Origin of the sequence: Hoyosella sp. YIM 151337, assembly GCF_026041215.1 — a bacterium.
Taxonomy (GTDB): domain Bacteria; phylum Actinomycetota; class Actinomycetes; order Mycobacteriales; family Mycobacteriaceae; genus Hoyosella.
The window spans coordinates 248406-274475 of record NZ_JAPEIQ010000013.1 but is presented as its reverse complement, the minus strand read 5'-3'; the positions used below and the strand labels follow the sequence as shown (position 1 = coordinate 274475).

Annotated in this window: 27 protein-coding genes and 1 tRNA gene; 21 read left to right on the top strand and 7 right to left on the bottom strand. The window is 62.9% G+C overall.

Annotated elements, in window-relative coordinates:
• Window positions 1-9 precede the first annotated feature (9 nt).
• The 3 genes from ONR57_RS07440 to ONR57_RS07430 all read left to right on the top strand — a co-directional run bounded on the left by ONR57_RS07440 (window position 10) and on the right by ONR57_RS07430 (window position 3706).
• Window positions 10-2418: a serine/threonine-protein kinase gene (locus ONR57_RS07440; protein ID WP_265122504.1), complete on the top strand. Its 2409-nt coding sequence runs from the start codon at window positions 10-12 to the stop codon at window positions 2416-2418.
• Between the two features lie 90 nt (window positions 2419-2508).
• Complete coding sequence (locus ONR57_RS07435; RefSeq protein ID WP_265122503.1) at window positions 2509-3000, top strand: DUF4333 domain-containing protein; 492 nt, start codon at window positions 2509-2511, stop codon at window positions 2998-3000.
• Window positions 3001-3085: 85 nt separating this feature from the next.
• Window positions 3086-3706, top strand: coding sequence for an FHA domain-containing protein (locus ONR57_RS07430; RefSeq protein ID WP_265122501.1), 621 nt, complete (start codon window positions 3086-3088; stop codon window positions 3704-3706).
• A 12-nt stretch (window positions 3707-3718) separates the two neighbouring features.
• On the opposite strand, the gene ONR57_RS07425 is transcribed toward ONR57_RS07430, so the two are convergent.
• A complete protein-coding gene (locus tag ONR57_RS07425) occupies window positions 3719-5137 on the bottom strand; it encodes an SDR family NAD(P)-dependent oxidoreductase (protein WP_265122499.1) in 1419 nt (472 codons plus the stop codon).
• A gap of 191 nt (window positions 5138-5328) precedes the next feature.
• Between ONR57_RS07425 and ONR57_RS07420 the strand changes: the two genes are divergently transcribed.
• On the top strand, window positions 5329-5652 hold the full coding sequence (locus ONR57_RS07420; protein WP_265122498.1) for a hypothetical protein: 324 nt from the start codon (window positions 5329-5331) through the stop codon (window positions 5650-5652).
• 149 nt (window positions 5653-5801) lie between these two features.
• Here the strand turns inward: ONR57_RS07420 and ONR57_RS07415 are convergent.
• A tRNA-Leu gene (locus ONR57_RS07415) sits at window positions 5802-5886 on the bottom strand.
• A 186-nt stretch (window positions 5887-6072) separates the two neighbouring features.
• On the opposite strand from ONR57_RS07415, the gene ONR57_RS07410 reads away from it, so the two are divergent.
• Window positions 6073-7407 carry a M20/M25/M40 family metallo-hydrolase gene (locus ONR57_RS07410; protein ID WP_265122497.1) on the top strand — a complete coding sequence of 445 codons (1335 nt, stop codon included), beginning with the start codon at window positions 6073-6075 and terminating at the stop codon, window positions 7405-7407.
• Window positions 7408-7439: 32 nt separating this feature from the next.
• Window positions 7440-7970, top strand: coding sequence for a YbhB/YbcL family Raf kinase inhibitor-like protein (locus ONR57_RS07405; protein ID WP_265122496.1), 531 nt, complete (start codon window positions 7440-7442; stop codon window positions 7968-7970).
• 39 nt (window positions 7971-8009) lie between these two features.
• On the opposite strand, the gene ONR57_RS07400 is transcribed toward ONR57_RS07405, so the two are convergent.
• Window positions 8010-9101: a quinone-dependent dihydroorotate dehydrogenase gene (locus ONR57_RS07400; protein WP_265122744.1), complete on the bottom strand. Its 1092-nt coding sequence runs from the start codon at window positions 9099-9101 to the stop codon at window positions 8010-8012.
• A gap of 13 nt (window positions 9102-9114) precedes the next feature.
• The gene (locus ONR57_RS07395; RefSeq protein WP_265122494.1) at window positions 9115-10161 is read right to left on the bottom strand and encodes a YncE family protein; all 1047 of its coding nucleotides are present in this window, start codon (window positions 10159-10161) and stop codon (window positions 9115-9117) included.
• Window positions 10162-10324: 163 nt separating this feature from the next.
• On the opposite strand from ONR57_RS07395, the gene ONR57_RS07390 reads away from it, so the two are divergent.
• On the top strand, window positions 10325-10693 hold the full coding sequence (locus tag ONR57_RS07390) for a hypothetical protein (protein WP_265122493.1): 369 nt from the start codon (window positions 10325-10327) through the stop codon (window positions 10691-10693).
• A 123-nt stretch (window positions 10694-10816) separates the two neighbouring features.
• Here ONR57_RS07390 and ONR57_RS07385 read toward each other — a convergent pair whose 3' ends face one another.
• A complete protein-coding gene (locus ONR57_RS07385) occupies window positions 10817-11452 on the bottom strand; it encodes a heme oxygenase (biliverdin-producing) (RefSeq protein ID WP_265122492.1) in 636 nt (211 codons plus the stop codon).
• A gap of 247 nt (window positions 11453-11699) precedes the next feature.
• On the opposite strand from ONR57_RS07385, the gene ONR57_RS07380 reads away from it, so the two are divergent.
• The 6 genes from ONR57_RS07380 (at window position 11700) to ONR57_RS07355 (ending at window position 16516) form a co-directional block, all read left to right on the top strand.
• Window positions 11700-12533 carry an undecaprenyl-diphosphate phosphatase gene (locus ONR57_RS07380; protein WP_265122743.1) on the top strand — a complete coding sequence of 278 codons (834 nt, stop codon included), beginning with the start codon at window positions 11700-11702 and terminating at the stop codon, window positions 12531-12533.
• 18 nt (window positions 12534-12551) lie between these two features.
• On the top strand, window positions 12552-13241 hold the full coding sequence (locus tag ONR57_RS07375; RefSeq protein WP_265122490.1) for a histidine phosphatase family protein: 690 nt from the start codon (window positions 12552-12554) through the stop codon (window positions 13239-13241).
• A gap of 79 nt (window positions 13242-13320) precedes the next feature.
• Window positions 13321-13944, top strand: coding sequence for a DUF3090 domain-containing protein (locus ONR57_RS07370; protein WP_265122489.1), 624 nt, complete (start codon window positions 13321-13323; stop codon window positions 13942-13944).
• A gap of 9 nt (window positions 13945-13953) precedes the next feature.
• Window positions 13954-14781 carry an SCO1664 family protein gene (locus ONR57_RS07365; protein WP_265122487.1) on the top strand — a complete coding sequence of 276 codons (828 nt, stop codon included), beginning with the start codon at window positions 13954-13956 and terminating at the stop codon, window positions 14779-14781.
• Window positions 14782-14798: 17 nt separating this feature from the next.
• Window positions 14799-16061, top strand: coding sequence for a cysteine--1-D-myo-inosityl 2-amino-2-deoxy-alpha-D-glucopyranoside ligase (mshC, locus tag ONR57_RS07360; protein ID WP_265122486.1), 1263 nt, complete (start codon window positions 14799-14801; stop codon window positions 16059-16061).
• A gap of 53 nt (window positions 16062-16114) precedes the next feature.
• Entirely contained in the window at window positions 16115-16516 is a 402-nt protein-coding gene (locus ONR57_RS07355; protein ID WP_265122485.1) for a hypothetical protein, read from the top strand.
• Window positions 16517-16528: 12 nt separating this feature from the next.
• On the opposite strand, the gene ONR57_RS07350 is transcribed toward ONR57_RS07355, so the two are convergent.
• Window positions 16529-17437: a PAC2 family protein gene (locus ONR57_RS07350; RefSeq protein WP_265122484.1), complete on the bottom strand. Its 909-nt coding sequence runs from the start codon at window positions 17435-17437 to the stop codon at window positions 16529-16531.
• A gap of 148 nt (window positions 17438-17585) precedes the next feature.
• Here ONR57_RS07350 and metH point away from each other — a divergent pair, with 148 nt between their 5' ends.
• Genes metH through ONR57_RS07335 form a run of 3 tightly spaced genes read left to right on the top strand, consistent with a single transcriptional unit; the run spans window position 17586 to window position 22232 of the window.
• Window positions 17586-21155: a methionine synthase gene (metH, locus tag ONR57_RS07345; protein ID WP_265122483.1), complete on the top strand. Its 3570-nt coding sequence runs from the start codon at window positions 17586-17588 to the stop codon at window positions 21153-21155.
• Window positions 21148-21816 (top strand): HAD family phosphatase, encoded by a 669-nt coding sequence (locus ONR57_RS07340; protein ID WP_265122482.1) that lies wholly within the window; start codon window positions 21148-21150, stop codon window positions 21814-21816. Before metH ends, ONR57_RS07340 begins: the two co-directional genes overlap by 8 nt.
• 41 nt (window positions 21817-21857) lie before the next feature.
• On the top strand, window positions 21858-22232 hold the full coding sequence (locus ONR57_RS07335) for an MmcQ/YjbR family DNA-binding protein (RefSeq protein WP_265122481.1): 375 nt from the start codon (window positions 21858-21860) through the stop codon (window positions 22230-22232).
• Here ONR57_RS07335 and ONR57_RS07330 read toward each other — a convergent pair.
• Window positions 22229-23065 (bottom strand): (2Fe-2S)-binding protein, encoded by an 837-nt coding sequence (locus ONR57_RS07330; protein WP_265122480.1) that lies wholly within the window; start codon window positions 23063-23065, stop codon window positions 22229-22231. The two genes, ONR57_RS07335 and ONR57_RS07330, sit on opposite strands and share 4 nt — an antisense overlap.
• Window positions 23066-23160: 95 nt before the next feature.
• Here ONR57_RS07330 and ONR57_RS07325 point away from each other — a divergent pair, with 95 nt between their 5' ends.
• The 5 genes from ONR57_RS07325 to ONR57_RS07310 all read left to right on the top strand — a co-directional run bounded on the left by ONR57_RS07325 (window position 23161) and on the right by ONR57_RS07310 (window position 26025).
• The gene (locus ONR57_RS07325) at window positions 23161-23490 is read left to right on the top strand and encodes a hydrogenase maturation nickel metallochaperone HypA (protein WP_265122479.1); all 330 of its coding nucleotides are present in this window, start codon (window positions 23161-23163) and stop codon (window positions 23488-23490) included.
• Window positions 23491-23492: 2 nt separating this feature from the next.
• Window positions 23493-24338: a hydrogenase nickel incorporation protein HypB gene (hypB, locus tag ONR57_RS07320; RefSeq protein WP_265122742.1), complete on the top strand. Its 846-nt coding sequence runs from the start codon at window positions 23493-23495 to the stop codon at window positions 24336-24338.
• 10 nt (window positions 24339-24348) lie between these two features.
• On the top strand, window positions 24349-24810 hold the full coding sequence (locus tag ONR57_RS07315; RefSeq protein WP_265122478.1) for a cupin domain-containing protein: 462 nt from the start codon (window positions 24349-24351) through the stop codon (window positions 24808-24810).
• Window positions 24770-24862, top strand: a complete 93-nt coding sequence (locus tag ONR57_RS23505) for a hypothetical protein (RefSeq protein WP_374116410.1) — start codon at window positions 24770-24772, stop codon at window positions 24860-24862. Before ONR57_RS07315 ends, ONR57_RS23505 begins: the two co-directional genes overlap by 41 nt.
• Window positions 24863-24972: 110 nt before the next feature.
• Entirely contained in the window at window positions 24973-26025 is a 1053-nt protein-coding gene (locus ONR57_RS07310; protein ID WP_265122477.1) for a hydrogenase expression protein HypE, read from the top strand.
• Window positions 26026-26070 lie beyond the last annotated feature (45 nt).

The window sequence follows — 26070 nt, the reverse complement described above, 5'->3', positions numbered from 1 at the left end:
GGTGCACGAATGAAAAATGCACGTCGTTCGCGGGCCGAAGACGATGCGGTGTCTGGCGGCGGCTTCGGGCGGGAGAGACACGGGCTGACGCAGGCGCTGTCCGTCCCCGCTGATGTGGTGCGGCGATTCGCACTCGCGTGGGAAGCTGCAGGTGAGCCGCCAGAGCTCGCACGGTACGCCTCCCACGCCGCTGAATTGCGCCGTCTGTCGCTCATCGAGCTGATCAAGGTCGACCTCCATTATCGGTGGCGCGAATATGGCCAGCCGAAACGACTCAGTGAGTACGTCCACGAGTTCCCCGAACTTCAGACCGCTCCTGTACCGCCCGATTTGATCGCCGCCGAGTTTTTCGCTCGGAGAGACGCAGGTGAAACTGTCTCTCTGGGTGATTATCAGCGGCGCTTCCCTGGCCAGTCGGCTGCGCTTGCCGACATGATCCAGGCGAACTCAGCAGCTGACCCTACCCACGCTGTGGCCGCGACTGATGTCACAGCGGACGCTACCGGATTGCTATCGGAGACCCAGACACGAACAGCCGCGGCGGGGCTGCCGACTGCATCCGTGCAGCGCACGCAGCCAACACTCGATGACATTGATGTGGGCCAGCGGCTCGACGACTTCGACTTGCTGCTCTCGCTGGGCAGTGGTGCATTCGCGCGAGTATTCCTGGCGCGGCAGCGATCCATGCAGCGCCTGGTGGCGGTCAAAGTGTCACACGATCACGGGACCGAACCGCAAACACTCGCGCAACTCGACCACGACTACATTGTGCGGGTCTTCGACCAGCGCGTGCTTCCGAGCCACAATGCGCGACTGCTGTACATGCAGTATCTCTCCGGCGGAACACTGCAGGGGGTGCTGCAGCGGCTACGGGACGTTCCGGCTGAACAGCGCAGCGGACAGCTGCTGCTCGATACCGTCGACGAGGTGCTCACGCAGAAAGCCTCGATCCGGCCGAGTGAATCATCCGCCCGGGCCATGATTGCGGCGATGTCCTGGCCGGAGACGGTCGCGTGGCTCGGCCGGTGCCTCGCGCTGGCGCTCGACTATGCGGCGACGCGCGGGGTGCTGCACCGCGACGTGAAACCTGCGAACGTGCTCCTCACCGCGGACGGTGTCCCCAAGCTCGCCGATTTCAACATCAGCTACAGCAATGAGATCGCGGGGGACAACCCGGTCGCCTACTTCGGCGGTTCCCTAGCGTACATGTCACCGGAACAGTTGGAGGCCTGCCACCCAGGGCATTCTCGCACCCCGGCTGACCTGGATACCCGCAGCGACATCTACGGCTTAGGAGTCATGCTGTGGGAGCTGCTCACCGGGCGCCGCCCGTTCGGGCACGAGCAGCTTTCCGCGGAAACAAACGTGGCGCTGGGAAACATGATCGCACTGCGTGAGCACGGTCCGGTCCTGGAAGCGGAAGATTCCCTGCCCGCCGACTGCCCGGGGGCCCTGCGGCGCGTGTTATCTCGATGCCTGCGCCATGACCGCGATGAACGCTGGTCCTCAGGAGCGCTGCTGGCTCAGCAATTCGAACTGTGCCTCGACGCCCGCGCACGAGATCTGGTCGATCCGCCGCCCCGCAGCTGGCGGGCACGGCTTTCCCGCTGGCTTTTCCCGGTTATATTCTTTGCGATTGCGGTGCCAGGCGCGCTAGCCGGGGTGTACAACACGACGCACAATCACGCTTTGATCATCGCGCAAACCGACGCGCAGACCGAAGCGGCATTCTGGTCGGCGGTCGCAATGACGAACGCCACCTTGTGGCCCGTCGGAGCGGCGCTGTTGATCTTCTTTGGCAGGAGGCTGCTGACGATTCCGCGCGGGCTGATGAAAGGCAAACAGTACGACACAGAAACGCTGGCCCATGCCCGAGCGGACACGCTACTTTTCGGCGACCGTGTGGTCCTGGTGATATTCGGCTTCTGGCTTACCGCAGCATTCAGCATTCCGCTTGGCCTCGAAGCTGCGGGAGGAACGCTGCCGACCGGTGCCTACCTGCATTTCCTGAGTTCTCTGACAGTGCACGGCGCGCTCGCCGTCCTGTACCCGTTCTTCCTGGTCAACTTTTATCTCGTCCGCTGTATCTACCCGCTGTTCCTGCGGCATGGCCAGCCAAACCGGGGTGACCTGCGCAGATTGCGGGGACTACGGCGGCGCTGCATGATCTATCTCCCGATAGCTGCCCTCGTACCGCTCGCTGGCGTCTACGCCGTGACATTCCTCTCGCCTGAACAAGTGCAGGCCGTGGTCACTGGGCTCGGAGTGCCCGCGGTGTTCATCATTATCGCGTTCGTGGTCGCGTACTGGCTGTACCGGCTGATGGAAGAGGACCTGCGCGCACTCGAGCGCGTTGTCGGTTCCGGGCTGCGCGCTGTCGAATCGCTGCCGTCGCCACTGGAGGGCGCTCACCACTAAATGCAAGTCGCGACGCCACGCTGCTTGGTAGTCTTCCCGCATTACGCCCAGACAGCAACGCCCGGGCGGCAGCATGCAGGGGAGAACCACATGAGGCGCAGGTATGCCGTCGTCGCTGTCACTGCAGGCGCGGTGCTTCTGGCTGGGTGTTCATCGAGCGTTTCGGGCAGCGATCTGGAAGCCGAACTGACCACGGGTCTTGAGGAGCAGACGGGCGAGGCCCCCGCCTCGGTCTCCTGCCCGGACTCGCTCGACGCCGAGGTCGGCGCAACCGCGGAATGCACCTTCGTCGATGCGCTCGACACCGAATACCGCATCACCGTGCGCGCGAGCGCCGTAGATGGGCAAGATGTCGACTTCGATTGGGAAGTCGCGGAGATCGTCCGGTACGGCGCCGCTGACCTCGAACAGGATCTGGCTGGAATCACCGGAGTTGAGGCCGGTGACGTGTCGTGCGACGGTGCGCTGAGCAACACCGCGGGGGAGGCAGTGCGGTGCGCCGTCGCGACGGCGGACGAGGAGTTCGCGGCAGTGGCCACCGTCGAGGAAGACGGCGAAGTCTACTGGTCGCTCGACGAGTAGGAACCGTGCCTCGGACTACGCTGTTTATAGGCGAGGATGCCTGCTGAACCATTTGTAGGGATTCGTTCGTCGGAATGGGGTTCACGTGGAAGAGCCGGTACGGTGGCGGGTTTACGTCAGCAGCGGATCGGGGCAGCGCCACTACTGGGACTTCCCGCCAGAGGCGTCGCGGCTGACAATCGGGCGTTCGGAACAGGCCGACGTCACTATCGCTGGTGACCATCAGGTGTCCCGGCTCCACGCCGCATTCGAGATGATCGCGGGTGAGTGGACGGTGGTCGACGATGGCCTCTCCCGCAACGGTACGTATGTCAACGGACAGCGGATCACGGGGCGCCGGAGACTGCGGCACAAGGACGTGATCCTTGTCGGCGAAACCGCGCTGACGTTCGAGGATCTGCTCGGGTCGACAGGGACGACCACCCGGGTGGCGTCGACCGGGTCGCTGGTCCCGACGCTAACGGAAACACAGCGCTCGGTACTTGTCGCGCTGTGCCGCCCGTACCGGGCGAACGCGTCGTTCGCTCGCCCCGCATCGAATCAGCAGATAGCCGACGAACTATTTCTCAGTATCGACGCCGTAAAAACCCACCTGCGCACGCTGTTCACCAAATTCCAGGTCGAGGAACTGCCGCAGAACCAGAAGCGCGCGCAACTTGCGGAACGCGCGCTGCACAGCGGTGTGATCACTGTCCGGGACCTGTAGCGCCGTACGGCCTCACCATGGCGACGGACGGTAGTCCTTTAGGAAGCAGCCGTAGAGGTCGAGGCCGTTCTCTCCCTGCACGATCGGATCGTAGACGCGGGCAGCGCCGTCAACAAGGTCAAGCGGCGCGTGGAATCCTTCATCCGCGAGCCGCATCTTCGTCGGATGGGGGCGCTCATCGGTGATCCATCCGGTATCGACTGCCGTCATCAAGATGCCTTCAGCCAGCATGTCCTCCGCGCTGGTCCGGGTGAGCATGTTGAGCGCGGCCTTCGCCATGTTGGTGTGCGGGTGGCCCGGGCCCTTGTACCGGCGCGAGAACTGTCCTTCCATCGCGGAGACATTCACGACGTACTTCCGCCGCGCGGCGGACGCGGCCAAGGCCCCCCGCAGCCGGGAGACGAGGATGAACGGCGCCACCGAGTTGCACAATTGCACCTCGAGCAATTCAAGGGGGTCGACCTCGTGTACGCGCTGAACCCAGCTGTTGGTGTCCACCAGATCGGGTACGAGCCCGCCGGCATCGATTGCGATGCCTTTGCTGATGCGATCCGGGGTCGCCGAACCCGCCACCAGTGCGAGCGCGGACACTTGTTCGGCCGTGAGGTTTGCACCATCGAGCGCACCTGAAAGCGCGGCAGGGTGCAGCTGGCTTGGCTTACCGAAAGTGATGTGCTCAGGCAACTCACCCGCGGGCAGCGGCGCAGATTCAGCGTCGGCGAGTGCGCTGTACGCGCCAGGGGAGCGGCGGACCGTCTGCGCCGCGTTGTTGATCAAGATGTCGAGCGGGCCCTCTGCTGCCATCATCTCCGCGAGCGACACGACCTGGGCTGGATCGCGCAGGTCGATGCCCACGACGCGCAACCGGTGCAGCCAGTCCGCGCTATCGTCCATCGCGGCGAAACGCCGCATCGCGTCCCGGGGAAATCGCGTGGTGATAGTGGTGTGGGCGCCGTCACGCAACAGCCGCAGCGCGATGTACATGCCAATCTTGGCGCGCCCGCCGGTGAGTAGTGCGCGGCGCCCGGTGAGATCGGTGCGCGCGGAGCGTTTGCCGTGGCTGAACGCTGCGCACTCGGGGCAGAGCTGGTGATAGAACCAGTCGACGCGCGTGTAGTCCTGTTTACAGACGTAGCAGCCCTGCGGGCTCACGAGCGTTCCCGCGGAGTCGCCGTGTGCGCGTGACGTGAGCGCGATGCCCTGTGTTTCGTCATCGATGCGGTTCGGTGAACCGGTCGCGGTCGCGGCGATAACGGCGGCGTCATGTTTGGCTTTGGTGTCGCGCGCCTCGATGCGGCGGCGCCGCTTCAGCGTCTTGAACATTCGGCCGACGGCGCGCTGCACGGTCACCGAATCGGGGTCGTCCTTGTCGAGTTCCGCAGCCTGGTCAAGGACACGCAAGCAGATTGCGAGTTCATCCGGGTCGATCATGAGAGTCGCGCGCCAGCCATTTCTTTGCCGTAACCGTGGGCAGCACCGTGCCCGGGCGTCGATTCTAGCGTCCGTGCCCGCGCTGAGCCGAATCATGGCGACCCACAGCTATCCCGTAGTTCGGTAGCATCGGCAAGGCCATGGTCTTGGAACCGTGGTATTGGAGAAAGACGAGCACCGGGAGGAAACGAGTGAGCGAGTTTCGCGATCGCCTTCGCGTAATCGCAGGGTTTCGGGAAAGCGAGGCCGAGCAGGTACGTGACCTCATGTTCGGTAGGCTGAACAGCCGTCTTGCGCGGTGGCAGCCCAGTCAAGTGGACCTCGAACTCTCCGTCAAGGAGCGCGAGACTCCGTCGCAGCGAGTCGTGCTGGAATGCTGGATCAGTGGCATGCCTAAGTTTGTGGCGACCTCTCGGGAGAACGACCTCGACAAGGCGCTGGTCGAGGTGCGCGACGATCTATGGAATCAAATCAACCGTGAAGTGACGAAGACGGAATCCGCCCGCAATCGCTAAACGTAAGGGGCCCGGAGCTCGAGAGAGTCCTGGGCCCCTGTTGCTCTCAGCACGACGGGCACATAAGCCGCACATACATCCAGAAAACAGGAAAACCGAACCCAATTGGGGGTTCGGTTTTCCGATATCTCCGGAGAGATCTCAAGCGGTGTCCGAGGGGGGACTTGAACCCCCACGTCCTATACCGGACACTAGCACCTCAAGCTAGCGCGTCTGCCATTCCGCCACTCGGACATCCACGCTGTAATTGCGTGTGCCGGAACAGGCTAGCCCATACTTGCGCCCAAGCTCAAATTGCCTGCTCGCGGCACGTCGCGAGCCCGGATTTCGGCGATTGTTCGCAGCCCGGGGTCAGTCCGCTGTAAGTGCAACCAAGACTTCACCCGCCCGCGATGGTAGGAAAGGGGAGTGGCGTCTGACATGAATCGTGGTTCGCAGGCCGAGCAAGAGGTCGTCGACCTTGTGTGCCGGCTCATCCAGTTCGATACCTCGAACACTGGTGATCCCGCGACCACGAAGGGTGAGCGCGCCTGCGCGGAGTGGGTTGCGGAGCAACTGCAGGACGCTGGCTACGAGACGACCCTCGTCGATTCGGGCGCGCCCGGCCGGTCGAATGTCTTTGCCCGGCTCCCGGGCGCGGACCGCAGCCGCGGGGCCCTCATGATCCACGGTCACCTGGATGTTGTGCCCGCCGAGCCCGCCGACTGGAGCGTCCACCCGTTCGCGGGTGCGATCGAGGATGGCTATGTGTGGGGCCGTGGTGCGGTTGACATGAAGGACATGGTCGGAATGACCATTGCACTGGCCCGCCAGTTCAAGCGGGACGGCATAGTGCCGCCCCGCGACCTAGTCTTCGCCTTCCTCGCGGATGAAGAAGCGGGCGGCAAATTTGGCTCGCACTGGCTTGTCGAACACCGGCCCGACCTATTCGATGGAGTGACGGAAGCAGTAGGTGAGGTGGGCGGTTACTCGCTGACTGTGCCACGGCCCGACGGCTCGGAACGCCGTCTGTATCTGCTTGAGACGGCCGAAAAGGGCATTGCGTGGATGAAGCTCACTGCGAAGGCGCGAGCGGGCCACGGTTCGTTTCTGCATGAAGACAACGCCGTCACCTACCTTGCGGAAGCTGTGGCACGGCTTGGCAGGCACCGGTTCCCGCTAGTTCTCACCGAGTCCGTCGAGCAGTTTCTGGCAGCCGTCGCCGAAGAGACCGGACTCGACTTCGACCCCGCATCACCAGACCTCGAAGGCACCATCGCTAAGCTGGGCAGCATCGGACGGATTATTGGTGCGACCCTTCGCGATACCGCAAATCCGACCATGCTGCGGGCCGGTTACAAGGCCAATGTGATCCCGCAGTCCGCCGAGGCGGTCGTAGATTGCCGCGTGCTGCCCGGCCGTCAGGCGTCATTCGAGCGTGAAGTTGACGAACTGATCGGTCCCCACGTCGAGCGCGAGTGGGTGACGAACCTCGACTCCTACGAAACCACCTTCGACGGAGATCTCGTCGACGCCATGAACGCGGCGCTGCTGAGTGAAGATCCCGGTGCCAGGACGGTGCCGTACATGCTTCCCGGCGGCACGGACGCGAAGGCTTTCGCGAAGCTCGGGATCCGGTGCTTCGGTTTCGCTCCGCTCAAACTGCCGCCAGACCTGGACTTTGCGGCGCTTTTCCACGGCGTCGACGAACGGGTTCCTGTTGATGCGCTCCGTTTCGGCACCCGTGTACTCGATCACTTTCTGCGCAACTGCTGACGTAATCGACACCACAATGAAAGGGGTTTGATGTGAGCACGAATCCGTACGCGTCGCTGCCTGTGTTGCCGACGTTCGAACTCAAGTCGGACGACGTAAAGGAGGGGGAGCGGCTGGCGAACCCGCAGGTTTCGGGGGTCTTCGGGGCTGGTGGCAAGGACGTCTCGCCCCAACTGAGCTGGTCTGGGTTTCCGCCGGAGACCAAGAGCTTCGCCGTCACTGTTTTCGATCCGGATGCACCGACAGCGTCGGGATTTTGGCATTGGGCTGTCGCGAACATTCCCGCACAGGTCACTGAACTGCCCGCTGGAGCTGGACAGAACGACAACTCGGCGCTGCCGGACGGGGCCGTGCAGCTTCAGAACGATGCCGGATTCCGCGGCTACGTTGGCGCTGCCCCGCCCGCCGGGCACGGCACGCATCACTACTACATCGCGGTGCACGCCGTGGGTACGGAGCGGATCGACCTTCCGGAGACTGCTACCCCTGCGTTTCTCGGCTTCAATCTTTTCTCCCAGGCAATCGCGCGCGCTGTAATCGTCGCGACCTACAGTCAGGAGTGAGGGACGGCAGGGCGGCAATGTGCGCCCGCCCTGCCCACCTCAGCTGCCCAGACTCGAGCCCCGGCGCCGATGCTCGGCGCCAACCGCCTCTTGCAGGGTTGCGTATCCGTGCGCGCGCAACCGCTGCGCGATACCGCGGTTGATGCGGCGCGGCCATAGCGGGCCGCCGTAGATGTACCCGGTGTAGCCCTGGAGCAGCGTCGCGCCCGCTTCGATACGCTGCCAGGCCTGCTCGACCGTTTCGATACCGCCTGCGGACACGAGGGTGATCTTGTCACCGACCCGGCGATAGAGCCGGCGCAGAACCTCGAGAGAACGGTCAGCCACCGGTGCGCCGGAGAGTCCGCCAGGGCCCATAGCCTCCACTTCGGCGGCAGGGGTATTCAGCCCGGTTCGTTTGATCGTCGTGTTTGTTGCGACGATGCCGTCGAGTTCGAGTTCCACAGCGAGATCCGCGATTGCGTCGACGTCTTCGTCAGACAAGTCGGGGGCGATCTTCACCAGCACAGGGACATTCACTGCCGCCTTAATTGCCGCGAGCAGTGGACGTAAGGATTCCACAGCCTGCAAATCGCGCAGCCCCGGCGTGTTCGGTGAGCTGACGTTGACAACGAGGAAATCCGAGAGCGGACCAAGCAGGCGCGCGCTCGCGAGGTAATCGCCGATGGCTTCACCCGTGGGCACGACCTTCGTCTTGCCAATGTTGGCGCCCACAGCGATGGATGTGCGGCGCGTGCGCAGCTGATTGGCGGCGAAACCCGCACCATGATTGTTGAAGCCCATGCGGTTGATTAGCGCATGGTCCGCGGGCAGCCGGTAAAGCCGGGGGCCAGGGTTGCCGGGCTGGGGATGGGCCGTCACGGTGCCGATCTCGACATAGCCGAATCCGAGCGGCCCCCAAGAGTTGATCGCGGCCGCGTTCTTGTCGAATCCCGCTGCGAGGCCAAGCGGTGCGGGAAAATCGACTCCGAACGCCCTGATTCGCAGTGCTGGATCGTGGTTTCCGAGCACCTTTTTCGCCAGCCAGCGCAGCGGCGGGACGAAACTAACAGTCTTTATCATGCCGAACGCGAACCGGTGGATGACCTCCGGTGGCAAGAGGAACATCACCCTCAGCAGAATGCCGTACACCATTGCTCCCCGATCAGTCCTCATCTGGTGCTTCCAACTGAATGCGCTGCACGCCGCCACCCGTCCCGGATGACACGTATAGATAACCCCCAGCACTATCCACGGCAACCGAATCTGGCTGCTGCACGGTGGCATACCGCGCAACCTCAACCGGAATTCCCGTGTCCAGCACATAGGCGGCGACCTCGTTGAGCCCGGTTTGCGTCACCCAGACGAGTTCGTTACCAGCATCGTAGGCAATACCATAGGGAGAATCGGGCACCGGATACCGCTGTCTGAGAACGAGTCGGTCGAGCGAGTACACGAGGAGTTCGCCGTCGCGTGTGTTCGCGACGAAGACCCGGCCGCGGCCATCGGTTGCCGCGTTTGTTGCGCCGTTGCCCGCCCGGAGCGCGAAGCCGCGGGTTTCCCGGTCTGGGAACACTTCGGCGATCATGCTCTGACGCCGGTCGATGACTGCGAGATGCTCACCAGATGCGATCACAACATCAGCGGAAACGAGCCCCGGAACGCTGCGTCCTTCGGTGAGCACAGCACCGTCCGCCGTGCCGGCGACAATTGAACCGTCGCCGAATGCGGTTACTGCGGTGAACTCTGCGCCACCGTCCTCGTCGTTGCCCAGAGGGAGGAAACCTACATCTCCACTGGACAAATCAACCTGCGCGATGGAGTCACCAGCCGCGATGAGGGCGTGCCCTTGCCCATCGAGAGCGAGATCGCTGCCTGCGCTTGGCAGCGTGACGCGGTTGACGTTATCCGGTGCGTCGGCCGCCGGGGAGAAATAGACAAGTTCGTGGCCGGAAAGCAGCACGAGCGATTCTGTGCCGGAGTCGAAAGCAGTAGCGGTGACAGGGAGATCAAGCGGAATGATGTCGCCCTCAGGGGCGGCAGCTAAGGGTGGCGACTCCGCTGCGGTCGCAGGTGGCACGACTTGCACGTCGGGTTCATCGGAGGACGAGCAGCCCGTCAGCCCGACTACGAGTGCTGCGGAAAACGCTGTGGTCAGCGCAATGATCTCTCTTGACCGGCGCCGCCGATCAACGCAACGCAGTGGTGACAACGTCCCCGTTCCTCCCGATTCGCCGCATTGTTCTTTTGGAGGTTGTATCGTTGAAGACGCAACTGTTACGCACGCGCCCACGGCGGTCGCGCTGAACTCCACCCCTCGCTGCTGTGCGCGCTGTACCAGGACCGAGGTGGACCATGGGCACACGGAGTTCGCTATGACAGCTCACAACAACTCTGCCGCTCCTGCGTTCGTCATCGACGACCTTTCCCCCGGTCCCAACGCACACGGTTTCGGCCAGACCGGCCGTGGCCGGACGTTCGCTTTCCAGGTGCGTAACAGCGCGCTCCACCGCAGAACCCTTCATGTCGAGGTGTACCGCGCGGATCTCGAAACTACGGTACCTGACAGTTCCGATGTCGAAGCATCTGTGGACCGGCCGGTCGTCGACGTGGACCTGGGCGACGAGCGCAGCATCGCGGCCGCCGTACGCGACGCGGTGTCGGATGCGGAGACGATAGCGGCGCAGCGCGATGACGGACACGGTGTTCGCGCGCTGCTAAGCCGGTGGACATCGGCTGGCTGACCAGCCCAGCGGAACTCTCAGATTGTGAAGAATTAGGGTGTCTATAGCGCCCCGATCTTTCCCGATTGTCCTCGCCCCCAGGGCTCAACCATGACCGCCCGAACGGCTCAGCAACGAGCGTGCCTAGCGCCGGGCCAGTTCGTGGCCCAAATCGCGGAACACCGCAGCGTTGAGCTCAAACGACTGGATTGCCTCGCCGATTAGTTCGTCATGCTCGCGCGCGCTGAGTGGTGCGGAGTCAAGAGCGTATCGGTAGCGATCTTTGTACGGCTTCATCTTCGGGATCGAGTCGAAACGGTAGAAACGCACCCCGTCATCAGAAAAACCGTACGCACGCTCGAGGGAGCGCCGAATGATCTGCCCGCCCGAAAGATCTCCCAGATAGCGAACGTAATGGTGCGCGATAAATGCCGCGTTCGAGCCGTAGGCGACCTCGCGGATGCGGTTGGTGTAATCGAGCGTGGCCGGCATTGGGTCGATGTGGTCGAGCCAGTCGTCGCCGCTCAGGTGGCGTAGGTCCCGTTCAAGTTCGGGCACACGCAACAGGGCGTCGTCGAGAAACGGCGTGACGACTGGATTCTCGCGGTGTGAGCGCGCTGCGTCCTCCAGCGTCTGATACACGAGGAACAGTTGTCCAAGCAAACATGCATACGCTGAAGCTGGCAGCTTGCCGCTGAGCAGATCATCAACAAAGGGCGATTCTTCGGCGGCGCGGTGCGCCTCGCTCGTTTCCGCTTTCAGACGCTCATGGAAGGCCATGGTGTAAAGGCTAGCCTGACTGCGCTTTCCGTAGGGATCTGCCGCTGCGCGGCGCCGCGCAGCACAGTCGGGCCGCTCATGCGAGAATGCGCACACTTGCCGCGCTCGGCCGCATCATGCCCCGGGGAGAGGTACCGTACTACTCCATGAAGATCGGCCCGGCGCCGGAGGCTCCGCAGTGACTTCGGGGACCTTGGGGCACTCCGTAACCGTACTCGCCCAGGGCGGCGAGACAGCGATTGAACACATGTCGTGGCTGCAGGTGATCGTGTTGTCAGTCATCCAGGGGCTCACGGAGTTTCTGCCGATCTCTTCGTCCGGCCATCTGCGGCTGGCCGACGAACTGCTATTCGGCACAGATGCGGGCGCCTCCTTCACGGCAGTGAGTCAGCTCGGCACGGAAGCCGCCGTTCTTGTGTTCTTCGCGAAGGACATCTACTACGTCGCGATCGCCTGGTTCCGGGGCCTTTTCAACCGGGACGAGCGGCACGTATTCGAATACAAACTGGGCTGGTATCTCATCATCGGCTCGTTGCCGATCGGGATTCTCGGCTTCATTTTTCGGGATGAGGTCCGGACTGGAGCCCGCAACCTGTGGATCATTTCGTCAATGTTCATCTTCGCGGGACTCCTGCTAGCCGCGGCGGAGTACTGGGGCCGCAAGCAGCGTCCTATGACCGAGTTACGCATGCGGGACGCGGTGGCGATGGGTGTTGCGCAGGCCGGGGCGCTCATCCCCGGTGTCTCAAGGTCTGGCGGCACGATTACGGCAGGTCTCGCGATGGGTCTGTCCCGGTACGCGGCGGCGCGATTCTCGTTCTTGCTCGCAATCCCCGCGGTTGTGGCGTCAGGGCTGTTCAGTCTGCCCGACGCGTTCGACCCGGCTGGCGAGGGGCTGCCTGCAAGTGGTGCCCAGCTCGCAGTGACAACCGTCATTACCTTCGTCATCGGGTACGCGTGCATCGCCTGGTTCCTGAGGTTTGTGCAGCACTATTCGATGTACTGGTTTGTGGGGTACCGCCTCGTGGTGGGTGCGTTGATCATGGGTCTGCTCGCGGGCGGCGTTATCAGCGCCACGTGACGGCTACTCTGGAGCGTTATGACAGTGATGCTGGTGCGCCACGGGCGTTCACACGCGAACACGTCGGGACTGCTGGCGGGCCGGACTGAAGCCGTGTCGCTCGATGAGCGAGGGCTCGAGCAGTCCGTGGCCCTGGCTGCCCGGCTGCGCGGCGTGCCGATTCGCACTATCGTGTGTTCTCCGCTGTTGCGGTGCCAGCAAACGGTGGATCCGTTAGCGCAAGAACTCGGACTTGAGCCGGTACCCGATACCCGGCTCATCGAAGTCGACTACGGCGAGTGGACCGGCAGGCCGCTGACAGATCTGGTCAAAGAGCCCTTGTGGGCGGTCGTCCAGCAGCACCCGTCAGCGGTGGTCTTCCCAGGGGGAGAGTCCCTCGCCCAGGTACAGGCGCGGGCGGTGGCGGCGGTGCGGGAGTACGACCGGGCGCTGGCGGAAGCGAATGGTGGGGATGCGCTCTGGATCGCGTGCACGCATGGAGACGTCATCAAATCCATCGTTGCCGACGCGCTCGGCCTGCATCTGGACGGATTCCAGCGCATCATCGTCGAACCCGCATCGGTCAGTGTGGTGCGCTATACCGCGACACGTCCATTTTTGTATCACCTCAATGACAGCGGGTCGGATTTCGCGCACTTCGCGCCGCGTGAAAAGCCCGGGGCCGCAAACGCCTCTGATGCAGTGGTTGGTGGTGACGTCCCCCGCTGAGCGAGAGTCCTTCAGGCCGCGTACTGTCGGCGCATTAGTTCGTGCTCGTTATTGTGTGCCCGTTACTGTGGGAGGTGCCATGTCTCGCGTCATACACGTTTTCCGCACTCCCGACCGGTTTATTGCTGGAACAGTCGGTGAGCCCGGCGAGCGCATCTTCTATCTTCAGGCCGTTCACGACAAGCGCGTCATCAGTGTGATGCTCGAAAAGCAGCAGGTGAAGGTGCTGGCTGAACGCATCGGTGCCATGCTGGACGAGGTGCAGCGCAGGTTTGGGGCGGCGATACCGCCACCGGAAACCGAACTCGCTGATTCGAGCCCGCTGCAGACGCCGATCGAACCGGAATTCCGGGTGGGCACCATGGGCCTCGGGTGGGATTCCGAAGCGAGCACCGTTGTTGTCGAGCTGCTTGCGTTCACCGAAGGCGAAATCGATGAGTCGGTGGTGCTCGGTGACAGTGAGGAAGGCCCGGACGCCGTCCGCGTGTTCCTTTCACCGGCGCAGGCCCGGCAATTTGTCGCGCGGGCGGAACGTGTGATTGCGGCGGGCCGGCCGCTGTGCCCCCTGTGTGCGACACCGCTCGACGCGGAAGGGCATCTGTGTATCCGGCTCAACGGGTACCGGCGCGGCGCCGAGATCGATCCCGCTGACGTCGACCCCGATGCGGACGATGACGACGACATCTCCGGCTTCGGCGAGTGAGTCGTCCCGGTGACACACGACGAGGGCAGCGGGAACGCCGATGGCGAGGTACAGAAGTCGTTGCGCGACGGCACACTAACCGTGCTTGGGCAGCTGCGCGCCGCGAGTAACGCTAGCTTCCTCTGCGACGCCGAATGGGGTGCCGCGGTAGTGCGGTGTATCTACAAGCCGATCCGCGGCGAACGTCCGCTGTGGGATTTTCCTGACGGCACGCTGGCTGCCCGGGAACGTGCCGCGTACGAGGTCTCAGCCGAACTCGGCTGGCATATCGTGCCTACTACGCTGCTCCGGGATGGGCCGTTCGGGCCTGGCATGGTTCAGGAGTGGATCACCGAGGACGAGTCCCGCGGTGCGGACCTCCTGGGGGTGTTCGAACCGGCCGCGTTGCCCAGCGGGTGGCTGCCGGTGCTGCGCGCCGTCACCGAGGACGACGCTGAGGTTATCCTCGCTCATGCTGATGACGAGCGGCTCGCGCGTTTAGCGGTTTTCGATCTCATTGTGAACAACGCTGACCGCAAGGGTGGTCACATCCTTGCGACTTCGGACGGTGCTCTGTTCGGCATCGACCACGGCATCTGCCTGCATCAGGAAGACAAGTTGCGCACGGTCCTGTGGGGCTGGGCGGGACGGGAGATTCCGGATGCCCTGCTGGCCGACGTGAAGCGCCTGGGGATGGCACTTACCGGCGATTTCGGTGCTGAGCTCAGCACTCTGATTTCGCCGAAAGAGCTCGGCGCCGTTCAGCAGCGTATTCAGCGCATCCTCGATACCCCGCGTTTTCCGCGTCCGCTTTCCGGGCTCGGACCGATGAGCCCCATTCCCTGGCCACCGTTCTAACGACATACAGTGGTGCCATGCTGTCGTGGTCTGCACCTGAATTGCCCAGCGCCGCCGATTCGCCTGGGGGTCTGCACGCGGCAGGCCCCGCGCTCCGGCTTTTTGACACCGCCGACCGCGCAGTGCGGCCTGTGACGCCTGGCGAAACCGTCACAATGTATGTCTGCGGAATCACCCCCTACGACGCGACGCATTTAGGTCACGCGGCGACATATGTGACTTTTGACATCATCAATCGTGTGTTGCGCGCGCAGGGCCACGACGTTCACTACGTACAGAACGTCACCGACGTCGATGACCCGCTGTTTGAGCGGGCGCAGCGCGACGGTGAAGACTGGGTGGTCCTCGGTATGCGCGAAACCGCCTTGTTTCGTGAAGACATGGAAGCGCTGCGGGTGCTGCCGCCGCGTGACTACATTGGTGCGGTCGAATCCATCGGTGAAGTCATCGAAATGGTCGAAAAGCTCATGGCCTCTGGTGCGGCGTACGTCGTTGATGACGCTGAGTACCCAGACGTCTATTTCCCGATCGACGCGACCACGCAGTTCGGCTACGAATCGGGCTACGACGAAGAAACGATGCGACGGTTCTTCGCCGAACGCGGGGGTGATCCCGACCGGCCCGGCAAGCGACACCCGCTTGACGCTCTTATCTGGCGCGCGGCGCGGCCGGGGGAGCCGAGTTGGGATTCGCCATTCGGCAAGGGACGCCCGGGCTGGCACATCGAGTGCTCAGCGATCGCGCTCAATCGCATCGGTACCGGGTTCGACATTCAGGGCGGCGGCAGCGACTTGATCTTTCCGCACCACGAGTTCTCGGCTGCGCACGCCGAAGCCGCCACGGGCGTGCAACGGATGGCGCGTCACTATGTTCATACCGGGATGATCGGTCTTGACGGGGAAAAGATGTCGAAAAGTCGCGGCAATCTTGTTTTCGTATCAAAGCTGCGCGGCCAGGGCGTAGATCCGGCTGCGATCCGGCTGGCCCTGCTTGATGGGCATTACCGCGCGGATCGTTCCTGGACCTCGGAGTTGCTCGCGGATGCGCAGCGGCGGCTTGCTACGTGGCGTGCCGCCGCGGCACGTCAGTCCGCCCAGCTCGCAGATGACATGATCGCTCGTGTTCGGCAGCACCTGGCAGACGACCTCGATACTCCTAAAGCACTGGCAGCCATTGACTTCTGGGCGGAAGAGACAGTGGCAAGGGGCGGTCCCTCGACCACTGCACCGGGTGACGTAGCGATCGTTATCGAAGCGTTGCTTGGCGTTTCGCTTCGATAGTGAAACGCTACCGGGGCAGCGGGCGATACAACCCGTAGGAAGCGCATCCGGACATGACTCGCGCTGCGGATGCGGGAGTAAGTCCATACGGGTGGGAGATGATCCGGATGACAGACGGCGGCAACGTCACACTGAGCGTGACGAACTTAACTGAGGAGACCCTCGAACTCGACGCGGCTACGGGATCCCCTGGATTTCCGGAAACAGCGCCGCGTGATATTCCCAAGCATGGGGCCGCACGGTTCGCGGCACCGGACAGTGAAACCGTCACCTTCCTCATCGGTGGTGATCCGGACCGGCCAGTGTTCATTCAGATCGGCGATGCCTCGTGCAATGGCCACCGGATCGATGTGTGGGCGCCGCCCGTGTACGCAGTTGAAGTCCATGAGGTGGAAGCTGGCGGCGTAGCAGTGTCGGTGGCGCCCTCGCGCCATCGGGTCAGAGCTGCCGTCTGAGTCCGGCCGGATTCAGATTCCGAAACCGCCCGGGCCATTGGCACCGCCATGTCCGCCTGGCCCGCGGCGCCGCAGGTAACGCTCGAACTCGTGCGCGATCTGATCGCCGTCGATTTTTGACATGAGCTCGCCGATGTCCTCCTCAGCGTCGCCGCGTTCTTCAAGCGCCCGAACGTAGTCCGCGATCTCCTCGTCCTCTTCGGCCATCTCCGTGATGGTTTGCTCCCACTCCTCAGCCTGACCTGGCAGTTCACCGAGCGGAACTTCAAGGTCGAGGACGTCTTCCACACGGTGCAGCAGCGCGACTGTGCCTTTGGGGTTCGGCGGCTGCGAGACGTAATGGGGAATCGCAGCCCAGAACGAGACCGCCGGTATCCCGTGCCGCACACATTCGTCCTGCAGGACGCCGATAATTCCAGTCGGCCCTTCGTACTTGGTTTGTTCGAGGTTGTACATCTTCGCGGACTCAGCGCTATAGGCCGTACCGCTTACTGGAACGGGGCGGGTGTGCGCTGTATCCGCAAGTAACGCCCCAAGCATCACGACTGTTGTCACGCCGAGTTCGTCCGCAAAATCGATCAGTTCGCGGCAGAACGCTTTCCAGCGCAGATTCGGCTCAATGCCGCGCAGCACTACGACATCGCGCGCGGAACCCGGCGGCGCGCACAACGAGAGCCGGGTCGTCGGCCACTGCACCTCTCGCGAAACGCCACTAACGAGCCGCACGGTTGGGCGATTCACCTGGTAGTCGTAGTAATCATCGGGATCGATCTCGGCGAGGGGCTCCGCATCCCAGATGAGCTCGAGGTATTCGACAGCATCGCTCGCCGCGTCACCCGCATCGTTCCAGCCTTCGAAGGCGGCGATGAGAATCGGGTCGCGAAGCGAGCGCGGTTCGTGCGTCAATTTGCGGAGGGTCACATTCGAAGCCTACGACCGCACGGCACTTTGTGTGTATCGGGTGGTGAAACCCTTGCGGTTGGGGCTGCGGCCGCCGCGGATTCTTGATAGGCCCAACAAGTGGGATAACCTGCCGGGGTACCAAAAATCTGCCACTACCCTGGAGTCCATGCCTGTGTCTGATCGTAGCTCCCTGCTTGATGCACTCACTCAGCGTGTTGTCATCGGCGACGGGGCAATGGGCACAATGCTGCAGGCAGCTGACCTGACGCTTGATGATTTTCGGGGTCTTGAGGGCTGCAATGAGATCCTCAACGACACCCGGCCCGAGGTGCTGCGCGATATCCACTTCGCATACCTCGAAGCCGGTGCGGATGCGATCGAGACGAACACCTTCGGCTGCAACCTTCCGAACCTGGCAGATTACGACATTTCGGATCGAATTCGCGAACTCGCTGAAAAGGGCACGCGGCTCGCACGCGAGGCTGCTGATGAAACGGGACCGAGCGACGACGGTATGCCGCGGTTCGTTCTCGGTTCTGTCGGCCCCGGGACTAAGCTGCCCACGCTTGGCCACGCGCCCTTCGCCGTGCTGCGAGACGCTTATACCGAATGTGCCCTGGGCATGATCGATGGCGGGGCAGACGCCATTCTGATTGAGACCTGCCAGGACCTCTTACAGGTAAAAGCCGCGATCATCGGCACCCAAAACGCACTGGAGACGGCTGGCTCACGGCTGCCGATCATTACGCATGTGACGGTGGAGACGACCGGGACCATGCTCCTGGGCAGCGAGATCGGTGCGGCGCTGACCGCACTCGAACCCCTCGGGATCGACATGATCGGGCTTAACTGCGCCACCGGGCCCGATGAGATGAGCGAGCATCTCCGGCACCTGTCGAAACACTCCGTGCTTCCTGTGTCGGTCATGCCGAATGCGGGCTTGCCTGTACTGGGCCCGAACGGCGCGGAGTATCCCCTCACCGCCGAAGAGCTTGCCGCCGCACTGAGCACCTTCGTCCGGGAGTTTGGGCTTTCGCTCGTCGGCGGGTGCTGCGGCACCACACCCGAGCACATCCGGCAGTTGCGGGCGGCCATCCTCGCGACCGAAAAGGCGCAGCGGCGTGTCCAGCGTGAGCCAGGTATCTCGTCGCTGTATACACACGTGCCGTTCGAGCAGGACAGCTCGATTTTGATGATCGGTGAGCGCACCAACGCGAACGGTTCGAAAGCGTTCCGCGAAGCCATGCTGGCTGGGGATCTCCAGAAGTGCCTCGACATCGCGAAGGACCAAACCCGCGACGGCGCGCATATGCTGGATCTCTGCATCGACTACGTCGGCCGCGACGGCGCTAAGGACATGTCTGAACTGGCGAGTCGGCTGGCAACGTCGTCCACCCTCCCGATCATGCTGGATTCCACTGAGCCGAATGTCCTGCAGGCTGGCCTGGAACACCTCGGCGGCCGGTGCGCCATCAACTCAGTGAACTATGAGGACGGCGACGGCCCCGACTCGCGGTTCCAGCGGATCATGCGGCTGGTCAGGCAGCACGGTGCGGCGGTCGTCGCTTTGTGCATTGATGAAGAGGGCCAGGCTCGCACCGCGGAGTGGAAGCTGCGCATTGCGGAGCGGCTCATCGCGGACCTCACGAAGAACTGGGGTCTTAAGGAAGAAGACATCATTGTCGACTGCCTGACGTTTCCGATCTCTACTGGACAGGAAGAGGTCCGGCGCGACGGTCTTGAAACCATTGAGGCGATTCGCGAGCTGAAGCGGCGCCGCCCGCGTGTGCACACGACACTCGGTGTGTCGAACATCTCGTTCGGTCTCAATGCCGCCGCGCGTCAGGTGCTGAACTCGGTGTTCTTGCATGAGTGCGTTCAGGCTGGACTCGATACCGCGATCGTCCACGCGTCCAAAATTCTCCCGATGTCGAAAATCGGTGACGAACAACGCGAAGTCGCGCTTGACCTGGTGTACGACCGCAGGCGAGACGGTTACGACCCGCTGCAGCGGTTCATGGAACTATTCGAGGGCGTCTCCGCGGCTTCGGCGCGTGAATCCCGGGCCGAGGCGCTTGCTGCGCTGCCGCTGCTCGAACGCCTTGAGCGGCGCATCATCGACGGCGAGCGCAACGGCCTCGCGGCCGATCTCGACGAGGCCATGAAAGAGAAGCCACCGCTCGCGATCATCAACGAGAACCTCCTGGCCGGCATGAAGGTAGTGGGTGAGCTGTTCGGCTCCGGGCAGATGCAGCTTCCGTTCGTGCTCACTTCCGCTGAGGTGATGAAGACAGCAGTGGCTCACCTCGAACCACACATGGAGGCCACCGGTGACTCCGGCAAGGGCCGCATCGTGCTCGCCACCGTCAAAGGTGACGTCCACGACATCGGTAAGAACCTCGTCGATATCATCTTGTCCAATAACGGGTACGAGGTCATCAACCTCGGAATCAAGCAGCCCATTGCGAACATTCTCGAGGCAGCAGTCGAAAAGAAGGCCGACGTCATCGGCATGTCCGGTTTGCTGGTGAAGTCGACTGTCGTCATGAAGGACAACCTCGAGGAACTCAACTCTCGCGGCTTCGCTGATCGCTTTCCTGTCCTGCTCGGTGGCGCGGCCCTCACACGTTCCTACGTTGAAAACGACCTCACGGAGGTGTACGACGGCGACGTTCTTTACGCACGCGACGCGTTCGAAGGGCTGCGCCTGATGGACACGATCATGGCGGAAAAGCGCGGAGAGGGGCCTGACCCCGACAGTCCTGAGGCGATCGAAGCCCGCGCGAAGGCAGAAGAGCGTAAAGCCCGGCACGCCCGCTCGAAGCGGACCGCGGAGAAGCGCAAAGCCGCACAGAAGCCGGTCGAAGTCCCCGCGCGATCAGACGTCGCCGAAGATATCGACGTTCCGTCCCCACCGTTCTGGGGGACGCGCATCGTGAAGGGCGTGAGCCTCGCGGAGTACTCGACCACGCTGGACGAACGTGCGCTCTTTCTCGGCCAGTGGGGCCTGCGCGGCGCACGTGGCAGCGACGGCCCGTCTTACGAGGAACTTGTAGAGACGGAAGGCCGTCCGCGGCTGCGCTACTGGCTCGACCGTCTGAGCACCGAGGGTATTCTCGCCCACGCGGCGGTGGTGTACGGCTACTTCCCGGCGGTGTCAGAAGGCGACACCGTGTACGTTCTCGAATCACCAGATCCCGATGCACCGGTGCGGTACGCATTCGACTTCCCGCGTCAGCAGCGTGACCGCTTCCTGTGTGTGGCTGATTTCATCAGATCTCGCGCGCGCGCTCGCGAACTCGGCCAGGTTGATGTGCTGCCTTTCCAGCTGGTCACCATGGGACAGCCGATTGCGGACTTCGCCAACGAGCTCTTTGCACAGGACCAATATCGAGACTATCTCGAAGTGCATGGCATTGGCGTGCAGCTGACGGAAGCGCTGGCCGAATATTGGCATCAACGCGTTCGTGAAGAACTGGTCATGCCCGGGGGCGACGCGGTCGCTAGGGAGGATCCTGAGGACGTTCAGGAGTTCTTCCGCCTCGGATACCGCGGTGCACGCTACTCGTTCGGTTATGGCGCGTGCCCCGATCTCGAAGACCGGGCGAAACTCGTTGAGCTCCTGGAGCCTGGCAGGCTCGGGGTCGTGCTGTCCGAGGAGATGCAGCTGCATCCCGAGCAATCTACGGACGCGTTCGTCCTTCACCATCCGGAAGCGAAGTACTTCAATGTCTGAACCGGGCATGCGTGCCGTCCTGTGGGACATGGACGGCACGCTCCTCGACAGCGAGAAAATCTGGGATGTTTCGCTCGACCTGCTCGCTGAGCATCTCGGGGGCGTGTTATCCGTGGCCGCGCGGGAGGCAATGGTCGGAACCAATATGGCGCATAGCCTGACGGTTCTGTTCAGTGATCTCGGCCTGCCTTACGAGCCTGAAGACGCGGCGTACGCCGCGAAGTGGCTGCGCAATAAGACGGCTGAACTGTTCGACGACGGGATCGATTGGCGCCCTGGGGCACAAGCTGCGCTCGACATGCTCGGTGACGCAGGCGTGCCGATGGCATTGGTGACGAACACCGAACGCTTTCTCACCGAACGAGCTCTAGGTACTCTCGGCAGGCACAGGTTCAGCACGATCGTGTGCGGTGATGAGGTTGATTTCGGCAAACCGGACCCCGAGCCCTACCTGAAAGCGGCCGCCGCCTTAGGGTTCCCAGCTGAAGAATGCCTTGCGATCGAGGATTCGCCCACGGGCAGCGCAGCGGCTGAAGCCGCAGGCTGCCCGCTGCTGGTCGTTCCATGTGCTGTACCGATGCATCCCGGCCCCGGCCGTGTGCTGCGTGCCAGTCTGGAAGGGCTGAGCTGGACCGAGTTGCAGTCAGTCTGGCGCAGCTGACACGGGTGTGGTGTGTGCCGCCCGGCTGTAGGCTTGCTCACGTGGCACACCCGCGCATGTATACCGAGACAGATCCGTGGCTTCGGGAGATACGCGAGATCGCTTTGAGCTTCCCTGAAGCGACTGAAGTCGAAGCTTGGGGACGGCCGACATTCCGGGCCAAGAAGATGTTCGGGATCTACAACGGCAGTCTGAGCGAGCGGATCAGCCTCGAATTCAAGCCGGACATGTCCGAGTCGGACGCGCTCAAACAGGATAAGCGGATCTTCGTACCGCCGTACAACGGTGCGTTTGGGTGGCTGGCGCTCGACCTCACATCGGCCAAACCAGACCTGCAGGAAATCGCGGAACTCCTCGAATCGTCATATCGCCTTGTCGCGCTGAAACGCATGCTTAAGGCACTGGACGGCGGCTAATCGTCGCCGCCGGCGAAGGCCACCACGCGCTCTGCTCGTTCCGCGGCCGACGTGCGTGGGCACGTCGCGCACGCGATGCCGCCGTCGGACACTTTGAAGTAGTAGCAGCAGCTCACGCGGGTGCGGGTGAGGTGCTCGCGGCCCTGTGCGTCATGGACTCGATAGAGCGTTGATCCGAAAGGAAAATCCGTAGTGTCTTTCGGCAATACCACGTGCCCGAGTTCGATGGCCTCCGCGGGCGTTGTTCGCGCCATGGAGAGAGCCGTGTCGAGGCCATCAAAGAAGGCACCAAGGCGGTGTCGGCGGGGGATGCGAACGCGCGGCTCGTAGGCGGCCAGAAAGTCACGTGCATGCGCGCTCACCTGCTGCCGCAGCACAGCCGCCAAATGGTGTGCGGATGCAACGACCGTCGCATCGGGGTGTGTAGCGTCGGGATCACTGGCCAGGCACCAGAATTCGGGTCTCGCGAGAGCAAGGCCGTCAGGGTACGCATGCTGAGGGTGGCGGTGAAAGAAGAGTGACGGGCGGTCGAGACGGGGAACACGGTTCGCGAGAGCAAAGCTAAGCCCGCCGAGATAGCCGGGTATCGCCGCGTACCAGTCGAGGACATACGACGTGGACGCCGCGCGATGGTGCCGCTGGAAATCACGCAGCAGCATGGTGGTCACCGCGTCTTCCCACTCGGCGATAAAAATGCTGTCCGCGTCGGCGCAGCGCACCCAGCCGTTCTCGAGCTCCGGAGCAGTGGGAACGTCGCAGCGTACCGTCGCCCAATCGATGGATTCACCGATGTGCTGCGCCGTCTTCTCAAGCGGGTGGCTGTTGACGCTCATGGTGCGAAGCTAGCTTATGCAGTGCCTGTTGCGTATATCACACTCGTGGTCCTAGCCTAGAGATCATCAGCCCCGTCTCCTGAAACGGGGGCGTTATGCACGAACTCGCGATCGTTGAGAGCATCGTCGACGTGGTGTGTGAGCATGCCGCGGGCCGCCGGGTGCGCTCGGTCCAGGTCAACGTCGGTGCGCTGTGCGCGGTAGTACCGGAGGCCATGCAGTTCTGCTTCGAATTAGCGACTGCAGGCACGGTCGCTGAGGGTGCCGAACTTGACCTTGACGTCATCCCGGCGCGCGCGCATTGTTCGGTCTGCGGTTGTGAATTCGTCATACCCGACCCAATCTTGCTGTGCTCATGCGGCAGTGCGGATGTCGAACTGCTTTCTGGCCGGGAGCTTTTGATCGCATCGATGAAGGTGGGATGACCATGTGTTCGACATGTGGATGTGGAAACCTCGAAGGCCCCCGCGTATATGAGGCTGCCTCCGATCACCCTCACGTCCATGAGCATGGACAGGACCACGGCCACGGTCACGGTCACGGTCACGGGCACGGTCACGGGCACGGGCATGTAGTAGCCGTCCGGGCAGATCCCACCGCTGGCGAAGACACCATTCTCCTCGAGCAGAAGGTGCTGGCAAAAAATGATGGCATTGCGGAGAAAAACCGTGCGTGGATGCGGTCGCACGGTATCACCGCGGTCAATCTGATGAGTTCGCCCGGCGCGGGGAAGACGACACTGCTTGAGCGCACGATCCGGGAAATCGGCCACGAGGTGGCCGTTGTTGAAGGGGATCAAGAAACCCACCTGGATGCGAACCGGATCGCCGCGACGGGGGCGCGTGTCGTGCAGGTGAATACCGGGGCGGGCTGTCATCTCGATGCGTCAATGCTTGAGCGTGCGCTTGTCGAGCTCGCACCTGTGGACGACACGCTGCTTCTTGTTGAGAACGTCGGCAATCTGGTGTGCCCGGCGTTGTTCGATCTGGGGGAGCAGGCGAAAGTTGTCATCGTGTCCGTGACCGAGGGTGACGACAAGCCGTTGAAGTACCCACACATTTTCGCAGCTGCCGACCTCGCGGTCGTCAACAAGTCGGATCTCTTGCCGTACGTGGATTTCGACCTTGACGTGTGCGCGCGCAACGCGCGTGCCGTCAATCCGCAGCTCCGGTTAATCACGCTCTCGGCCAAGACCGGCGAGGGGATGGAGCGCTGGCTCGCGGAACTCGAACGCCTTATGCCCGCGGTGGCCGGGCACAACCCCTCACAATGAGGCAGGATCGATGCGAAGATCGCATGTGTGTTGTGGTGCGTTCGCAGCGCTGATGCTGGCCCTGACGGCGCCGGGACTCGCGGTGGCGTCACCGCCCTCAGGGGTGCAGGCCAGCGACATTGCTCAGTTCACCGTTCCGCTGAGCATGCCGGGTCAGCCGGCTGTCGGAACGTCGGTGACGCTGCGCCGGATCGACATAGACCCGGGGGGTTCGACCGGCTGGCACTGGCACCCAGGGCCGGTGTACGCGGTTGTCTCCGAGGGCGCACTGACGCGTGTTTTTGCTGACTGTGCTGAAGAGACATCTCCCGCGGGGTCAGTGATCGAGGAGGTCGTGGGACCGACCGCGCGTCACAACGGCGTGAATCGCGGTGATTCACCGGTGGTTCTGTACGTCGCTTATCTGGTGCCCAACGGACAGCAGACATCAATTGAGGCGGAAGCGCCAGATGATGTTCGATGCGCGGAGTGACCGCACGCCGAAAGTGTCGTTCCCGCAGGTGAGTAACGCTGCAGGTTTTTGACCACGCGGATCATGATCGCGTAATATGTGATCTGCGTCACGCAAGTGGGCCGAAGGTCGACTCCTGTGGCGAAGGGGCGTGGGCGGTGCCCGCCCCGGAAAGTGGCAACCATGTCTGACACGGCGGCTGCAGCAGAAGAGACCTTGATCCACGTTCTCTGGATCAACGCGGGATTGAGTTGCGACGGAGACTCGGTGGCGCTCACGGCAGCCACCCAGCCAACTATCGAAGAAATAGCACTCGGCGCACTCCCCGGGCTTCCAAAGATAGCTGTGCACTGGCCGCTCATCGACTTCGAATGTGGACCACAAGGGGGAGCCGACGACTTCCTCGAATGGTTCCGCAGGGCCGATCGCGGTGAACTCGAACCGTTCGTACTCGTCGTCGAAGGATCCATCCCGAACGAAAAGCTCCACGACGCCGACGGCTACTGGTGCGGATTCGGAAACAACGAGAACAATCAGCCCGTGACGACCAGCGAGTGGCTCGACCGGCTGACACCGAAAGCCACGGCCGTAGTCGCAGTCGGTACCTGCGCAACGTACGGCGGCATCCACGCAATGGCGGGCAATCCGACCGGAGCGATGGGCGTTCCCGACTACCTGGGCTGGGACTGGAAATCCAAGGCCGGCATCCCGATCATTTGTGTGCCCGGCTGTCCAATCCAGCCCGACAACTTGTCAGAGACGCTGACTTATCTGCTGTATCAAGCAACAGGCCAGGCCCCGATGATCCCGCTTGACGAAGCGCTGCGGCCAACGTGGCTATTCGGCAAGACCGTGCATGAGGGATGTGATCGCGCCGGCTACTACGAGGAAGCTGAGTTCGCAACGGAGTACGGTTCGCCGAAGTGCATTGTCAAACTCGGGTGCTGGGGTCCCGTCGTTAAATGCAACGTACCCAAGCGCGGCTGGCTGAACGGTGTCGGCGGCTGCCCCAACGTGGGCGGCATCTGCATCGGCTGCACAATGCCGGGCTTCCCCGACAAGTTCATGCCGTTCATGGACGAACCACCGGGCGGCAAACTCTCGACTGCGACAGTCGGCGTCTACGGATCGGTGATGCGCACGCTGCGCCGAGTGACCGGCGGCACGGTCGACAAAGAACCACGATGGCGCACACCCGGCGAGGAACTCCGGACCGGCGCCACCCGCACCTGGTAAGCGAAGAGGCATGCGATGACTTCCACTATTCACGGCCCCGGCCCG

Excerpts from the sequence above, each read along its gene's own strand:
- ONR57_RS07340 (WP_265122482.1), top strand. The coding sequence starts at position 21,148 with ATGTCTGAACCGGGCATGCGTGCCGTCCTGTGGGACATGGACGGCACG.
- ONR57_RS07330 (WP_265122480.1), bottom strand. The coding sequence starts at position 23,065 with ATGAGCGTCAACAGCCACCCGCTTGAGAAGACGGCGCAGCACATCGGT.
- ONR57_RS07325 (WP_265122479.1), top strand. The coding sequence starts at position 23,161 with ATGCACGAACTCGCGATCGTTGAGAGCATCGTCGACGTGGTGTGTGAG.
- ONR57_RS07375 (WP_265122490.1), top strand. The coding sequence starts at position 12,552 with ATGACAGTGATGCTGGTGCGCCACGGGCGTTCACACGCGAACACGTCG.
- ONR57_RS07315 (WP_265122478.1), top strand. The coding sequence starts at position 24,349 with ATGCGAAGATCGCATGTGTGTTGTGGTGCGTTCGCAGCGCTGATGCTG.
- ONR57_RS07380 (WP_265122743.1), top strand. The coding sequence starts at position 11,700 with ATGTCGTGGCTGCAGGTGATCGTGTTGTCAGTCATCCAGGGGCTCACG.
- metH (WP_265122483.1), top strand. The coding sequence starts at position 17,586 with ATGCCTGTGTCTGATCGTAGCTCCCTGCTTGATGCACTCACTCAGCGT.
- ONR57_RS07425 (WP_265122499.1), bottom strand. The coding sequence starts at position 5,137 with ATGATCGACCCGGATGAACTCGCAATCTGCTTGCGTGTCCTTGACCAG.
- ONR57_RS07385 (WP_265122492.1), bottom strand. The coding sequence starts at position 11,452 with ATGGCCTTCCATGAGCGTCTGAAAGCGGAAACGAGCGAGGCGCACCGC.
- ONR57_RS07355 (WP_265122485.1), top strand. The coding sequence starts at position 16,115 with ATGACTCGCGCTGCGGATGCGGGAGTAAGTCCATACGGGTGGGAGATG.
- ONR57_RS07410 (WP_265122497.1), top strand. The coding sequence starts at position 6,073 with ATGAATCGTGGTTCGCAGGCCGAGCAAGAGGTCGTCGACCTTGTGTGC.
- ONR57_RS07390 (WP_265122493.1), top strand. The coding sequence starts at position 10,325 with ATGACAGCTCACAACAACTCTGCCGCTCCTGCGTTCGTCATCGACGAC.
- hypB (WP_265122742.1), top strand. The coding sequence starts at position 23,493 with ATGTGTTCGACATGTGGATGTGGAAACCTCGAAGGCCCCCGCGTATAT.
- ONR57_RS07440 (WP_265122504.1), top strand. The coding sequence starts at position 10 with ATGAAAAATGCACGTCGTTCGCGGGCCGAAGACGATGCGGTGTCTGGC.
- ONR57_RS07310 (WP_265122477.1), top strand. The coding sequence starts at position 24,973 with ATGTCTGACACGGCGGCTGCAGCAGAAGAGACCTTGATCCACGTTCTC.
- ONR57_RS07370 (WP_265122489.1), top strand. The coding sequence starts at position 13,321 with ATGTCTCGCGTCATACACGTTTTCCGCACTCCCGACCGGTTTATTGCT.
- mshC (WP_265122486.1), top strand. The coding sequence starts at position 14,799 with ATGCTGTCGTGGTCTGCACCTGAATTGCCCAGCGCCGCCGATTCGCCT.
- ONR57_RS07435 (WP_265122503.1), top strand. The coding sequence starts at position 2,509 with ATGAGGCGCAGGTATGCCGTCGTCGCTGTCACTGCAGGCGCGGTGCTT.